Raw genomic sequence first — 15,846 nt, forward strand, 5'->3', positions numbered from 1 at the left:
ATACATGAACCAGACTAGGACAGAGTAATTCACACGCACGATTTAAGACTAAACAACCATGAAGAAATCTATGGTTAATGCAAAATTATTAAGATAATATAGTTTTTCATCAAGCTAGCAGCTTAATTGTTGAGCGTCGTACTTGAAATTAAATTCAAGGAAAAGTGACTTTTGGATAGAATTTTCCCTTTTCCCAACTTTGTTAGTTCATTAGGAATAGACACACATTTAATCGAGTTTTTATGACTAAGTATTGGATCACCATAGCACTGTTATTTTCACTTATCGCCCAATCGGCGATCGTGAATGCTATGCCAGCTTCAGCAATGAATGACTTATATGATATCCACTGTATGCAAATGACTGATAGCAAAATGAATTGTGCTATGTCAGATTGTCCTCCGGACGAATGCATGCAGCATTGCCAGTATTCCCTTACCAACCATTGTAAAACCCATTGTCTCGCACAACTTTATCTAACCGCAACACAGCTTCAACTTGCGTTAACAAATAATGTTAGTTGGCGTATTGCGACTCAAAGTTGGGCTATTCAAACAGCCGATCTTGAATTAACCACACCGCCTCCCAACTCCGATATTGCTGTAACCGATCTTTTTTAACCATCAAATCGATTCAATGTTCAGCGATAGTGCCACAACGATTGTGCTCTCTCGCTATGCAGCAAATTTTTGGAGTTTATTATGAAAACCACTTCATTTCATAACATTTTAGTTAGTGCTACTTTAATCATGAGCATTATCAGCATGACAGCAACTGCAGCAACCATAAAAGGCACTAATACCCTTAATGTAATCAGTATTAATGGTCAAGTAACGGAAGCTTTTAAACCTGCGCAATTACCCGAAGGTAAAGTGCTGATTGAAGTAAAATATCAAGATCTATTTAGCTATCGTGCTGATGACAGTGGATCTTGGGTGACGTCTAAACCCTTATTCTTCACCTTAGATGTAACGCCACAGTCAGATTACCAGATCAACACACCTAAATTACTCAGCGAAGCTGATGCTAAACATTTTTTAAAAAAACCTAGTATTCTGTTAAGTGTTGATGGCGCAGCACCGCAGCAACTACGACTGCAAAACCACAGCCAATTAATGGCGGATATGCTGGAAAGTCACTCTAAAATAATTACCCCTTAAGAGTTGCAAGCAGGGGCATTAACTGAAATGTGAATTAACGCATTGCAGCATAATGCCTCTATTATGCTAAATGTTCTCTCTTTGCTCGCTCTCGTCGGATAAGGTATTGTGTCTAATGCTTATCCATAGTGCCAAGACCATAATGCAGATGAACGCCGTAAACTGCTCTGACCCAACACAATACTATAATTTACAGACTAAGCAGCATCTATGATGGCACCGCATCATATATCAACGATTGTTGGCATTGTTTAACGATTTCAGTTGTCAGAATCTTTTAATGGCCAAGTGTGGGCATAAGTGTTGTAGCCAACTAAATTTAACCACTGCTTTAGAATCTAAACAGAATCCATAATATTGTAGTTTTCTGCTGACGCATGAATCAGACTAGACAAGAGTGATTCATCGCACGGGTATTGGTCTAAAGCATTAATTCAAATGGCCTCAGCTTCGAAACAAAAACTGGTAACCTTTGCTTTTGTAAGCAATTTAAAAACTCTGATACTATTATCAGAGGGAATTCTTTAAGCTACGTTTTTGCTGTTGAGCAACTTTGATACAAGAGCTTGGATCTAACTCGAATATATCGCACAAAAAACTCATCTGGATGGATAGCTGATAGTTCTAGCATATTGAGTTCTGATGCAGAAAAATCTTTAAGATTAAACGCTATGCTCGACCCTAGGGTACAGATTTATACTGCTGCGCATACTCTTGATGCTGAACGGCGTTTAGCTGGTGATGGAAAAATAACCTCCGTAATAATTGGAGACAAAGTATGGATTGGCGGCTGTGCTGTTGTCACTCGATATGTTGCGTCTAGAGTGCGGGGTTGTTAGTAACCCTGCACGCCCGACTTTTTCCATAAAAGATGACATAGAAACTTGAGCGCCAAGCTATTGTGCGTTAAATAATTCCGATATAACACTAAATGGTATTTAGTTGTTGAAGTGCTGGGCTTCATCCGGTTAGGTATGAAACTTTATTTATCGTCTTCAACTTGCATTTTTCAAAAAGAAAATTTAAATACGAAACTTCCTCACCACATCTTGTAACTGCGTGGCTAAATGATTGAGATCGTTACATGCCATCGCCATCTGTTTTGCACCTGTCGCCACTTCTTCAGAAGCTTCGTTAATGTTTGCCACATTACGGTTTAGCTCTTCGCTCACCGCTCCCTGCTCTTCCGTTGCGGTAGCTATCTGAATATTCATTTGAGAAATACAGTTCACTGAACTGCTGATTTTTGCAATCGATTCACCAGCTTCCCGAGCTTTGTAAACTGTTTCAATCATCATCGCTTGGCTTTGTTGCATAGTCACCCCAGCTTCATTAGCCCGGAGCTGTAATTCAGTAATAATGCTATTGATTTGAGAGGTTGAGTCCTGTGTCCGTTTGGCTAGCGTTCGTACCTCATCGGCAACAACAGCGAAACCTCTTCCTTGCTCGCCAGCCCTTGCAGCTTCAATGGCTGCATTCAGTGCTAATAAGTTGGTTTGTTCTGCGATACCTTGAATTACTTCCAACACCATCCCGATATTACGACTGTCATCTCCCAATTTGCGGATAACAACTGCGGTTGCTTCTATTGCTCCGGCAACTTTATCAATCCGTATAATCGAATCATTCACTGTCTCACTACCTTGTGTCGCTGTACCACTTGCTTGTGTCGCGGCATTGGCGGCATCGTTGGTATTGCGGGCCACGTCTAGCACTGTAGTCTGCATCTCATGCATAGCAGTTGCTAACTGGCTCAACTCATTTTGCTGAGTTTGCATATTATTGGATGATTGCAAAGCTACAGCACTGATCTCCTCAGCTGCAGAACTAAGTTGTATTACAGAGTTCGAAACCTCACTAACCAGCATACGTAAGTTACCTTGCATCTCATTAAAGCTCTCTGCCAGTTGACCGAACTCATCACGGGCAAATGCATTTATATCGAGCTTATTAGTCAAGTTACCAGCAGAGACCTGATGAGTTTGCGTTAATAACCACATTATAGGTTTTTGGATCTGACGGATAAGCAAAAATGCCATGGCCACTACAAAAAAGATTGTGCCAAGTCCCACTATAATGCTGAGCATTTTGGCTGCTTTGTAGGCATCCTTACTCTGTAAAGCCATTTCTTGTGCTGCGCGATCATTTTCACGTCGTAAATTTGTCGTTTCTTCACCAGCCAGTTCTAAAGTTTTTCTGGTCACGGTTTTGATCATCACATTTACACTTGCCATATCCCCTTTTTCAATCGCTGCCAGTAATGACAAGTGTGCAGAGAAGTATTTTTCGGCAGCGTCACCAAGTTCAATAAATTGTTGTTTGTCTTGCTCTGATACAAACTCCAGTTTGGCATATTGTTGTTTGGCAGCTTCAAATTCACGCTTGGCTGTCTCAAAGCGCTGTTCGCTAATTTCCATCGCTGCGGTGTCCTGTTTCATTACATCAATCACCAGATTCAGTTCGGCACGCCGTGCATCAAATAAAGCAACTTGCATTTGAGCAGATGAACGAATAGAAGGGATCAGGTTTTCAGTAATCTTGGTCGTATTATTATGCAAACTGGCCAACTGAACGACCGAAAACCAAGCTAACCCTAACACCAGTAAAGAAAGGATAAAAAATACTGCGGTTATTTTCTGTATTATTGTCATGTTTTTAAACATAGAAAGGCCCCTGTCTAATGTTCTGCAAGAACGGTGCAAACATAAGCATTTTATATCTTCTTTAAGAAGGATATTGCTGCTTTCTCTAAAGTATCAGTATGATCTGTATGTGTAGCAATAAACAATTAACTAACAACTATTTTTAATGTCAACATACCAAAAATTGTTGATTGATGAGTGTAACGATAAAATGAAGCTAGTGGTGAATGCAGAAAACAACTTATTTAAGCAGCAGATAACCTCTATGGAAGATAGATCTTAATAGGCAGCATTTCTAATTAAGCCGTCAAACACGCTACTTGTTGAATAGACTGATAAAAAATTCATATTATTGACTGAAATGGAGCCGTTGGAATCAATAGTGAATACACCAAAAGACATCATGGATAGATGGGATAAATGGTTCCTTAAATTGAAAGGAACTGGCAAGCAGGATCGAACAATATCTAAAGAGAACAATTAATTAGCCATAATTTAGCAAAAATTTACAAAATCCCGATAGTTCCTCAAATCGCTCTTCAGGAGAAATATCAAGAATGACTAAAGCGCGTAGCTGACTTAAACGAACCTGTTCATCGTCAGGTATTTTAGGTGATTTCATATTGCACTCCAATTGACATCTTTCCCCACTTTCATGCATAGCTAAACGGCGAGATTAGTAAAAGACCACGCTTTTTTGTGACCGTAACGATATAAAAGCGGCTTGTTAACCGTTCTTCACTAGCATATGTATATAAATCAGTAACTTGTTAGCTTAGAATCATACGAAAACGCGAAATTCTGCGCATGGATCAGACGAGGTAAGTCTGACTCTAATCAACTATCGTTTTCTTAAGACACTTAATGCTGCAACTGTATTAACTCTGGCACCTACAGATATAGAATTCAAATCAACAAAAAAATTGGGATTATGATTAGCATAGGGGAAGGGTAACCCTTTAGCACGTGCAGCAGTAAATTGTTCCATCGGAGCAACCCCCACTAACATGAATACATAGGGAACATTGAGAGTATTAAAAGCTTCTTGAAAATCTTCAGATCCCATTACGGGCGGAAATTGATCATAGACATTCTCAGCTCCCAATAATTGTTTTAATGCAGGATTAATCTTAGTGACTAGCTTATCGTTATTAACTAATGGCCCAGCATTGCCTTTCATTTTACGTATGGGCATTTGCTCTGGGCTCACTCCAGACGCAAATGCAATACCATTATTAATTTCGTCAATACGTAAAATTATTTTATTACGGACTTCTGGCGTAAACCACCTTAGATTAAGCTTCAATATCGCTTCTGTAGGAATAACATTATTGTCACGTCCGGCGTCTATGGCACCGACAGTGATAACGCCGGAATCTAGTGGATCCAGATTCCGACTAATGATTGTTTGATAAGAAAGAATAGCTTGAGCAGCCATAACAATAGGATCGATTGTCATTTGAGGTGTTGAGCCATGACCACCTTTGCCCACAAAGGTTATATCAAGCTGATCTGTACCTGCCATTCTCAACCCCGCAGAACTTGATACATGCCCTACAGGGATAGGTGCTGTATGCGATCCAAAGGCATAATCCGGTTTTGGGAAACCTCTTTCCCATAAGCCATCATTAACCATCGCCTGCGCCCCCAATCCCACTTCTTCTGCAGGTTGAGTATAAACAATAAGTGTTCCAGACCAACTCTCCCTAAGTTCAACCATCGCACTTGCCATGCCCAATAACCAAACCACATGTGCGTCATGTCCACAGGCATGCATTACGTCGATTTCAGAGCCATCAGAAAGTTTTTGTTTTCTATTAGGGCTATAGGAGAGACCCGTGTCTTCTTTTACTGATATACCATCCATATCAGCCCTAAACCAGATTGTTGGACCCGCTCCATTTTGGAGCACACCGACAACCCCAGTTTTTGCAATCCCTTCAGTGACGGTATATCCCAAGCGTTTAAGGTCATTAGCAACAATCTTAGCTGTCCGGACTTCAGTGAAAGCCAATTCAGGATGCATATGAAGATCTTTAAACATATCAACCAGACGACCCGTATCCTTTTTTACAACAGAATTTAATTGTTCCAGGAGACTGTCAGGCAGTTTAGTGTTCTCCTCACTAATCTGAGCAACAACATTAAAGTTAAACAAAAAAATTAAAATAAAAATGCGGGTTAAACGTAAGCTATATACTCGTTTCAACATAATAGTCTTCCTTTGCACTAAACAATGAATTAAGAGCAATAAACTCAGCGACCCATTTAAAAAAATAATGTATTTTCAGTTTACGCGGTATTGTTGACCAAGCCATCCGCGGCTAAGCCTGTCTCTATCATAGTTTACGATGTTAATTGCTCCAAGGCTCCTGCTGCGTTGCACAATGAATACCTCCTCCACCTGCTGCTATACCATCGATATTGATCTGTACAACATCACGCTCAGGAAACACGTTCTGCAATTGGCGCTTAGCTGCAGCGTCAGCCGCGGGGTCACCAAATTCAGGGACGATAACTGCACCATTACAGACGTAAAAATTAATGTAGCCTGCAGCAAAATCCTCATTATCGAATTTATCCCGAACAATGGAAGGAGCCTCAAGAACAATTACCTCAAGTTTTTGGTTTTTTGCATCTGTAGCTGTGCTTAGAATTTCTAGATGCTTTTTTGTTACTGCATGGTCGAAAGACGCTGGATCAGGATCATACCCAGCGACAACCACACCGGGCCGCGCAAAACGGGCATAAAAATCAGTATGGCCATCGGTGATATCTTTCCCCTTGATGCCAGGCAGCCAAATGATTTTCTCCAATCCAAGCAATCGCTTTAACTCATGTTCGCATTGACTCTTACTGAGGCCAGGGTTACGGTTTTCATTGAGCACACAACTTTCCGTTATAATTGCAGTGCCGTGACCATCAACCTCAATTCCTCCACCTTCTAGCACCAACTCAGTCTTAATGCGATGCAGGCCTACTTGCTGAGTGACAAACGAAGCGACTTCAGTATCATCGTCAAAGTCCTGCTTCTCACCCCATCCATTAAAATTGAAGTCAACCGTCCCTTTGTCACCCTTCTCAGTAACAACAAAAACAGGGCCAGTATCACGCATCCACAAATCATCCAGTGGACAGCTAATTAGCTCAATGTTGTCACCCATAAGTTGTTGAGCCAAAGGAAGGTCTGCTTGACGAACAAGCATTGAAACGGGTTCGTACTTTGCGATGGACAGTGCTATGGTCGCTAAGTTACGTTGAACTTCCGGCAGAAGCTTCTTACCCCAGATTTTCTGACTTGCTCCAAAGGCCATCCATGTGCGCAAGTGGGGCTCACTCTCATCAGGCATAAACCACAACTTATTATTAGACATTGCAAATATCTCTGTTGGGCCACACAACAATGTAGCGGAGGTAAGAACGCCAAATGACTTAATGAAATTGCGCCGATTGTTCATATTGACCCATCCTATAAAAAGCTGACAACGCAAACAGCAGTACTCAAGCCATCCACAATCTTAGAAGCATATTTATATCAGAAAAAAGACTATCCAACTTGCCGTAACCAATCGCTAGGCAAATAACGATATATCAAATTGCTCCTATTCGCATGACACTAACGGGCTGAAACCATAGCTCACCACTTAAATTCACGACTTTTAACCTATTTAGCTTTTGCCAATCCTTCCTCAGTGGCAAAAAGTCTTTTAATGGTCCAAAATCAGAACCTTACTATGGATGGATAATTAAGCACATATGAATTTGCTGACGAGTTATAAACCCGCCTATAAACTGGGCATCTGTTTTCTGATATTAGGATTGATACTCAGCGGCTTAATCACATGGCAGATAGGACGGATGAACGCCCACGTCATCGGACAAGCTTTGCAACAAAACGCTGAGCTTATCAGTGAGAACGTCATCAACCGTATTAAGTTATATCAATATGGCTTGCGTGGGGCTCAAGGGACAATCATCACCGCAGGTGAGCACAATATCAGCCGTGCGATATTCCATCGTTACAGCTTGACCCGTGATATTGATGCAGAGTTTCCAGGAGCCAGAGGATTTGGGTTTATTCGTCGAATATCCAGCGCAGATGAAGCCGCATTTTTAGCAAGAGCCAAAAATGACGATTGGCCTGACTTCAATATTCGACAACTGACCCCACACAGCGGCGAAAAGTATGTGATTGAATACATTGAGCCGCTAGACAGAAACCGTGCTGCCGTTGGGTTAGATATTGCATCCGAAGCCTATCGTAAAGAAGCAGCAGATGCCGCGTTATTATCTGGAGAAGTACGGTTATCGGCTCCCATCACGTTAGTACAAGCCACTGGTGAGCCTTCGCAGGCCTTTTTAATATTACGACCGATTTATCGTAGCGTTTGGATACCCAAAACCGTCGAAGAAAGGCTTTCTGCTGGTTATGGTTGGAGTTATGCCCCCCTCGTGACAAACGAAGTGCTAACGAATTTAGCGCTTAATCAAAAACAAACTAAATTGCTGCTCAGTGATGTTACCCAAGCACAGCACCCCATTCGATTTTTTGAGACGCATGCCAATGATGCCTCGCTACCATCAGCATATAGCCACACATTGACAAAAACTATTTTTGGCCGCAAATGGCAGGTCGAAGTCATTGCCTACCCCGCTTTTATTCAATCATTACACCTTAATCAACCGAGCTTAGTACTGCTCAGTGGCGGGTTATTCAGTCTACTGTTGGCCGCCTTTATCACGGTGTGGTCCTTAAGTTCGCAACGTAAGCAGCAAATGCAAGCTGAGCAGGCAAGGCGGGCCAGCATCTTAGAGCATTCCCTCGACGGCATAATCAGCTTTAACCTTGCAGGCCAAATTACGAGTTGGAACCAAGGCGCTGAGCAGCTATTTGGCTATAAAGAACATCAGGTATTAGGTCAATCAAATGCAGAATTGATTATTCCATCCAATAGCGTCTCGAAAGAACACGCTCTGTTTAGCGAAGTGCTCTCAGGAAAAACAGTATTAAATCGAATATCAAGCCATCAGCGCCAAGATGGTAGCCAGTTATCAACCTCTACGACAGCGCTACCTATCTATAATGAACACAATGAGATTGTGGGGGTAAGCCAAACTATCCGCGACATCACCGTCCAACAAGATGGCGAGCGGCATATTTTAAATTTGAATGCGCGTTTAGAACAAGAAGTCACCAAGCGTACCAATGCGCTCCAGCAAGCATTACTCGAAAACCAGACGTTGCTCGACACCATCAATCAACAGCTGCTCTACTCTGTCACCGACCCGAATGGCGTCATCTTAGAAGTGAATGATAATTTTTGTCACGTAAGTGGCTATTCACGTAAACAATTGTTAGGTAAAACCCATGCCATTTTGAACTCTGGTGAGCATGATGCCGCATTCTGGCGCACCATGTGGGCCCAAATAAAATCGGGCCTATCTTGGCATGGTGAGATTTGTAATCGTGACCGACACCAAATGCTGAAATGGTTTGATACTGTGATTGGCCCTGTCTTTAATGAAAACGGCGATATAGAACGTTTTGTCGCATTAAGAACCGACATCACAGAGCGCAAATTGGCGCAAATTGAGAAAAATAAGTTGGGTTCGTTATTAACGAACGTACTCGATGCCGCCTCCGAAATGTCCATCATTGCAACGGACAAAAAGGGCGTGATCACGATTTTCAATCGTGGGGCCGAGCAATTACTCGGTTACGCCGCAGTGGATATGATCGGGCTATCAACACCGGCACCGCTACATTTGCCCGAGGAAGTCGCGGTAAGAGCAACTGAATTGTCCAGTGAGTATGGTGAAGACATTCAAGGCTTTGATGTATTTGTCTATAAAGCGCGAACCTTTGGGCCAGAAACGCGCACTTGGACCTATGTGCGAAAAGACACCAGTCAATGCCAAGTCTCTCTCACTGTTACAGCCATGCAGGATAATCTCGGCGAGATTATTGGTTATTTAGGCATTGCGATTGATATTTCCCAAGTACTACAACAACAAAAAGCACTTGTCACTGCGAGTCATTATTTAAGTAAAGCCGCGGAAGTCGCCAAGCTCGGGATCTGGAGCTGGGATTTACGCGATAACTCCCTCGAATGGAATGAGCGGATGTTTGCTATTTACGATCATCCTCTAAGCTTACAGGATAACGGATTAACCTATGAGCATTGGCGTATGCGGATCCATTCAAATGATATTGACTTCGCCGAGGCGAAGCTAAAAGCGGCAGTAGAAGAAAAAGACCAATATGATCCCATTTTTAGAGTCGTCAGAACCGATGGCACTATTCGTTACGTGCAAGCTGCCGCCCAAATCGAACGCGATGCCACAGGTCAGGTTACAAAAGTCATCGGTATCAATTTAGATATTACCGAACAGCGGCAATTGGAAGAAACCTTGAGAGAGGCTAAATATGAGGCAGATGCGGCTAATGCGGCCAAGTCCGCATTTTTAGCCAATATGAGCCATGAGATCCGCACCCCAATGAATGCGGTCTTAGGTATGCTGCAATTAATGCAACATACCTCAATGTCAGTGCAACAACAGGATTATGTCTCCAAAACCCAAACTGCGGCGAAATCATTATTAGGGTTACTGAATGATATTCTCGATTTTTCAAAAATCGATGCCGGTAAATTAACACTCGATCTGCACCCTTGTTCAATCGAACTGCTTATGCGAGACCTTGCAATTGTGCTGTCGGGCAACCATGGCAACAAAAATGTCGAGGTCATGTTTGACCTTGATCCGGCTTTACCCGCCTGGCTCTTAGCTGACCAACTGAGGCTACAACAGATCTTGGTTAATTTAGCGGGTAATGCCCTTAAATTTACACGCCACGGTCAAGTCACCGTCGCCATGGAATGCTTACGTCATGAGGCCAATACCGTTACTGTGCAGATTTCAATTTCAGATACTGGTATTGGTATTAGTGAAGAGCAAATAGAGCGCATTTTTACGGGCTTTGAACAAGCCGAATCGTCAACATCAAGGCGATTTGGCGGTACAGGGCTAGGATTAGCGATAAGCAAAAAGTTAGTCGAACTCATGGGAGGCCAGTTAAACGTCACCAGCCGTGTAGGTGTGGGTAGCCGCTTCTGGTTTGATGTAACGTTCTGCGTCATGGAAGTTGAAGCTACTCACGCCATTGACCTCAGTGGGTATCATATTTTAATTGTCGATGATAACCCGCTTACCGTCGAAATTTTACATAAGATTTTGACTGACTTTGGCTGCAGTGCAGAAACCGCCTCGGGGGGATATCAAGCGCTTGAAAAAGTAAAGCAAGCCAATACAAACGCAAGACCATTTGATGTCGTGCTAATGGATTGGCGTATGCCAGATCTTGATGGGCTACAAACCGCTGATTTAATATGTAATTCTCACTCAGATAGCCCTATTCCGCTCATCGTTATGCTCACCGCCTACGGCCATGAGGTGATTAGCGAAAGTCAGCATATAAAAAATGTCCCCTTCGTGAATTTTTTAACTAAACCAGTCACATCACAGATTTTAGCCGAGGCGATAATCAACGCTATCGAAGGCAAAACGATGCCGGTGAATCCTACGCCACACTCGCAACGACGGTTATCTACACTCGCCATTTTAGTGGTTGAAGATAATCAACTCAACCGACAAGTGATTGATGAGCTGCTGAGTTATGAAGGGGCAAACGTGCAACTTGCCAACGGCGGCGTTGAAGGGGTGTTTCAAGTGTTAGAAAGTGGAAACGTATTCGATATCGTGATCATGGACATACAAATGCCCGATATGGACGGCCTAGCCGCAACACGGCTTATCCGCGCTGATAGCCGATTTGCGGATCTGCCTATTTTAGCGATGACAGCCAATGCATCCCAAAGCGATAAACAGGATTGCTTCGATGCTGGTATGAATGACCACGTAGGTAAGCCAATCGACATGCAGATATTGCTCCCCAGCATTTTGCGTTTAGTGGGACAGGAAGAAGTCCCCTCATTAGCGCAACAGCATCAGCCAGCGGAGTTACAGGCTCCACTCGACGATATGGACGATATGCCATTACTGGATGACATCAAGCTAATACTGCGTCGTTTTGGCGGTAATCAGGCATTTTTCCAGAAAATGGCGAAAGGTTTTGCACCTGAAATGTTGAAACAACTTAATCTATTCAAGCAGTCTACTAAAGTATTTGAGTATGCCACTGCGGCGGCCGTGGGACATGGTATCAAAGGTCTTGCCAGTAATTTTGGTGCACTGCGTTTAGCCGCTTATGCCGCATTTTTAGAGAAACAACTCAAACAAAAAGACCTTGAGTTTATTGAGATAAAAGCGTGGACCGAACAATTAGAATTATTAATCAATGAAAGTACTCAGCAACTTTCTACCTACATCCCTCAGCCTGAACAGACTGCATTAGCTCAAGATAAAATAGCACATGAAATCGATTCTCAAACGTTAATGCCGAGTGCTTGGACTGAACTGAACGCCCTCATGCTCCTCTTAAAAGCGAACAATTTAGAAGCCATGACTTTCGTTGACCGATTAATCAAAAAATTACCACACCATCCACAATGGATAACGCTACAGGGGCAAGTACAAGCACTCGAATTCGATAAGGCATCAGACACTTTACGCATCATCATGTTGGAGAATAAATAATGCATCCTACGGAAATCATCCCGCAAGCCAATCGCATGAAGGGAAAAATTCTTATCGTTGACGACCAACCCCTCAACATAAAAATATTACATCAGCTTTTTCATGAAGATTATGAAATGTTTATGGCCATAAACGGAGAGCAAGCCATCGCAGTCTGCCAGAATGAACTGCCTGATTTAGTGCTTTTAGATATAGAAATGCCCGGTATGACGGGCTATGAAGTGTGTCAACGGCTCAAAGCCGATCCCGCGACAGCCAATATCTGCATTATCTTTGTTACCGCGCATTTTGATGAACAAGAAGAGGTTAAAGGCTTTCAGCTTGGCGCCGCCGATTTTATTCATAAACCCATCAATCCGATTATCACGAACGCGAGGGTGAATAATCAGTTTATCCTCAAACAACAAGCCGATTTACTCCAATCGATTGCTTTACTGGACGGGCTCACAGGGGTTGCGAATCGGCACCTGTTTGAGCAACGGATCCCCGAAATATGGAAGTACTGCTGCAGAAATAGTGCACCTTTGTCAGTGGTGATGTTAGATGTCGATTCATTTAAACTTTTCAACGATCGCTATGGTCATCAGGAAGGAGATCAATGTTTACGTCTCGTTGCGAAAGCGCTACGCACAGCGATACACCGCCCGAACGATTTAGTGGCGCGCTATGGTGGTGAGGAATTTATTTGCCTATTACCGGACACTCAGCATTTAGGCGCGATGCACATCGCACAACTCATCGTTAACGCAGTGCAAGCCTTACACATCGAGCATTTAGGCTCCAGTTTTCAAGAGGTCACGATTAGTGCTGGCGTTGCGAGCATGCAGCCTCATCGGCATTTAAAATGGCAAACACTTATCGAATCGGCAGATAAGCAATTGTACCTTGCGAAAGAACATGGTCGTAATCAAGTCAGCGGGGTTAGCCTGTTACGGTAAACTGCATTATTGAGTACACATTGTAAGTTTTGATTTTTGAAATTATCAAAACTGAAATTTTACATTCATCGTGTTCAACTGAATTGGCTACAGCTTTAGAAACAAAAAAAGACATAATATTGTAAATGTTAGCGTGTGAATCAGTCTGGTGTAGAGTGATTCACGGGCTCATTTTTGTCGGATAGACGGCACCTGTTACCAAGTGCCGCCCTCCTAAGAACCGTACGTGCAACTTTCACTGCATACGGCTCAAGCCTCCACTAAGGCGTGTTCTGTTACACCTGAACATGTGCAAATAATCAAAAGATGGTCTTCAAAAATCCCTAAAGACCTACACGAGCTGCACATGTCTTATCTAAGTGATTACCTAGCAATGCAATGCTTGGAATCACTGTATAAACAAGGCAGTAAAAAAGATGAAATTGCTGATAAGATGATTGAAGCTTGGAAGTGCAATGGTGTTGAAAACTATCACACAGCACGAAAATGAAGTTCAAGAAACTCTAGTGGCGCTTGCAAATCGAAATTTATCTGTACTTGATAATGACGATAATATGATTAGGTTCATGCAATTCTTTGGTCAACAAATTGCGAGAACTAAAACTTCAAAGATACGATAAACAACACAGCAGCCAATCATATTAAGACGTTAACGCTAGAGTGTTGGTGGTTCATTGGTTACATGTTCGGTATGAATTTAGGTTGATCACTTTACTTAGACCGAAATGACGACACTCATTGCCTGCTGCTCAATGACACAGATACACCGTTCATTACTTCTGACCAACCCATTGTTAATGTTCATCAAGCATTAACCAACGAGATTAAACCACCAAAAAATCATGAATGTGATTTCTACTATCCGATATCACCAAATGTTACTTACATGATAAACAAATCAAATCGTTTTCCTCGCGGCAAGGTTCAAGTGTCATTTGATGTTGTAGAGGAAATGAATATCAATATAGCCAAACGTGCCAATTTTCATATCATTGGCAACAGTGAGGAGTCGCTTAAGCCTTATAAGAAGTTTGTTGGTTCAAATCTCAAGGCTGTTAAAACAGTCCATAAACCCCCTTACTTGCATGAGTAAAAGTAAGTCAAATAATGAAACAGGAAATTCGTCGCTATCAAAGGCTAACAGGCTTTGGGGCATAAACATGCCAGAACTGTTCGGCCTGACACGAGTTTGGATCAAAGCGCGTGAGCCCGAAACTCGCGCAAAATGCCAACGTGATGCGCGTAGTGATTCAGATAGGGAGAATTAAAAGGCCCAAGAAGGGCCTTTGAATAATTTTAGTGAGCGGCAAGGGCTGCGTAGATTTTAGGATCTTGCTGAATCGTCGCAAGCACTTTAGCTGCTAATCCTGCAGGATTGCGGCGTTTACCTTCCCAACTTTTAACAGTATCTACACTGACACCCATCGTGGCAGCAAATTCGGCCTGCGTCACTTTAAGCAAATCTTCACGGATTGACTTAACGTCGGCAACTTCATAACGAGTTACTCGAGCGGGCTTTTTGAGACCATGATGAATTTCTACCGCTTCTTCAAGGGAGGCTTGAAGTTCGTTAAATATACTCATTTGCTCTCTCCTTTAAGTGATTGAACGATTAGTTTTAATTTGGCCTTTTCTTCCGCAGTTAGGCTATCTTTAACTGCTTTTGGATAAGCGAGTACCAGGTAAATTTTATCGGCCAGAGCAAGGACATAGAGCACTCGTATACTGCCACTCTTCCCTTTGTTGCCTACAGCCATTCTAACCTTTCGTAGGCCACCTGTGCCTTTGATCATATCGCCTTTATCCGGCTGAGCAATAAGCTCTGCTTGCAAATCCTTTAGTTCGTCATCTGTTGCAAGTTCCTTGATCTGTCTTGTAAAGATCGAGGTTTCGACAAACTCAATAGCATGGCTCACTAATTAAAATCCTTATGCCACCTTTGAGGTGTACACTGTACACCTTACGTATGTGGTAATCAACACAGGGTCATTTGCCATTTTGTTGATACCACACACTCGTCAAGACTGCTTTAGTGTACTGGTCAACCCAAACTGGACACTTTTACTTGAGAATTTTCAAACTCTACAGGTGACAGATCGTCATTAGCAGAATGCAGCCGCTCCAAGTTGTAATATTTCATGTAAGCAGTCACATCTTGCTTCATAAACTCCCTTGTTGGTTGATTAACTTTAAAAATCCAATCGTGTTTTAAGCTGCCAAAGAATCGCTCGACAGACGCTTTAAGTATAAAGCAATTGCCAAATGAAGAGGATGGGCGTTATCAAACGCTAAATGGATTTTTGATGTATGAATTAGGCAAAATACCTCAAACCACAGATATTGTTGATGTGGCGGATTGGCGACTCGAAATTATGGACATGGATGGTAAAAGGGTTGATAAAGTCCTGGCCCAAAGTTACCTGAAGAGCCCGATGAATCAGTGTTAGTCGA

Annotated in this window: 12 protein-coding genes and 1 pseudogene; 6 read left to right on the forward strand and 7 right to left on the reverse strand. The window is 42.5% G+C overall.

The genetic code is table 11. From position 1 onward, the window contains the following. Positions 1-242: 242 nt before the first annotated feature. Positions 243-620 carry a hypothetical protein gene (locus AAA952_RS14570; RefSeq protein WP_338258057.1) on the forward strand — a complete coding sequence of 126 codons (378 nt, stop codon included), beginning with the start codon at positions 243-245 and terminating at the stop codon, positions 618-620. 81 nt (positions 621-701) lie between these two features. Next, entirely contained in the window at positions 702-1,160 is a 459-nt protein-coding gene (locus tag AAA952_RS14575; protein ID WP_338258059.1) for a DUF2057 family protein, read from the forward strand. A gap of 1,022 nt (positions 1,161-2,182) precedes the next feature. Here the strand turns inward: AAA952_RS14575 and AAA952_RS14580 are convergent. From AAA952_RS14580 to AAA952_RS14595, 4 genes are all read right to left on the reverse strand, one after another. Then, positions 2,183-3,823, reverse strand: a complete 1,641-nt coding sequence (locus tag AAA952_RS14580; RefSeq protein WP_338258061.1) for a methyl-accepting chemotaxis protein — start codon at positions 3,821-3,823, stop codon at positions 2,183-2,185. Between the two features lie 463 nt (positions 3,824-4,286). After that, complete coding sequence (locus tag AAA952_RS14585) at positions 4,287-4,424, reverse strand: hypothetical protein (RefSeq protein WP_338258063.1); 138 nt, start codon at positions 4,422-4,424, stop codon at positions 4,287-4,289. Positions 4,425-4,643: 219 nt separating this feature from the next. Continuing rightward, positions 4,644-6,014, reverse strand: a complete 1,371-nt coding sequence (locus AAA952_RS14590) for an amidohydrolase (protein WP_338258065.1) — start codon at positions 6,012-6,014, stop codon at positions 4,644-4,646. Positions 6,015-6,156: 142 nt separating this feature from the next. After that, positions 6,157-7,260: an agmatine deiminase family protein gene (locus AAA952_RS14595; protein WP_338258067.1), complete on the reverse strand. Its 1,104-nt coding sequence runs from the start codon at positions 7,258-7,260 to the stop codon at positions 6,157-6,159. A gap of 298 nt (positions 7,261-7,558) precedes the next feature. Here AAA952_RS14595 and AAA952_RS14600 point away from each other — a divergent pair, with 298 nt between their 5' ends. The 3 genes from AAA952_RS14600 (at position 7,559) to AAA952_RS22385 (ending at position 14,488) form a co-directional block, all read left to right on the forward strand. Continuing rightward, positions 7,559-12,457, forward strand: a complete 4,899-nt coding sequence (locus AAA952_RS14600; protein ID WP_338258070.1) for a PAS domain S-box protein — start codon at positions 7,559-7,561, stop codon at positions 12,455-12,457. Continuing rightward, on the forward strand, positions 12,457-13,395 hold the full coding sequence (locus AAA952_RS14605) for a diguanylate cyclase (protein ID WP_338258072.1): 939 nt from the start codon (positions 12,457-12,459) through the stop codon (positions 13,393-13,395). The genes AAA952_RS14600 and AAA952_RS14605 overlap by 1 nt, the downstream gene beginning before the upstream one ends. A 745-nt stretch (positions 13,396-14,140) precedes the next feature. Beyond that, positions 14,141-14,488 (forward strand): DUF4238 domain-containing protein, encoded by a 348-nt coding sequence (locus AAA952_RS22385; RefSeq protein ID WP_445190384.1) that lies wholly within the window; start codon positions 14,141-14,143, stop codon positions 14,486-14,488. 203 nt (positions 14,489-14,691) lie between these two features. Here AAA952_RS22385 and nadS read toward each other — a convergent pair whose 3' ends face one another. The 3 genes and pseudogenes from nadS to AAA952_RS14620 form a co-directional block, all read right to left on the reverse strand. Continuing rightward, positions 14,692-14,979 (reverse strand): NadS family protein, encoded by a 288-nt coding sequence (gene nadS, locus AAA952_RS14610; RefSeq protein ID WP_011074394.1) that lies wholly within the window; start codon positions 14,977-14,979, stop codon positions 14,692-14,694. After that, positions 14,976-15,311 carry a type II toxin-antitoxin system RelE/ParE family toxin gene (locus tag AAA952_RS14615; protein ID WP_338729020.1) on the reverse strand — a complete coding sequence of 112 codons (336 nt, stop codon included), beginning with the start codon at positions 15,309-15,311 and terminating at the stop codon, positions 14,976-14,978. Before AAA952_RS14615 ends, nadS begins: the two co-directional genes overlap by 4 nt. Before the next feature lie 125 nt (positions 15,312-15,436). After that, positions 15,437-15,634, reverse strand: a pseudogene (locus AAA952_RS14620) (IS3 family transposase); the annotation flags it as partial. 16 nt (positions 15,635-15,650) lie between these two features. On the opposite strand from AAA952_RS14620, the gene AAA952_RS14625 reads away from it, so the two are divergent. Beyond that, positions 15,651-15,842, forward strand: a complete 192-nt coding sequence (locus AAA952_RS14625; RefSeq protein WP_338258074.1) for a transporter associated domain-containing protein — start codon at positions 15,651-15,653, stop codon at positions 15,840-15,842. Positions 15,843-15,846: the final 4 nt, after the last annotated feature.

Origin of the sequence: Shewanella sp. M-Br, from assembly GCF_036245925.1 — a bacterium.
GTDB lineage: Bacteria > Pseudomonadota > Gammaproteobacteria > Enterobacterales > Shewanellaceae > Shewanella > Shewanella oncorhynchi.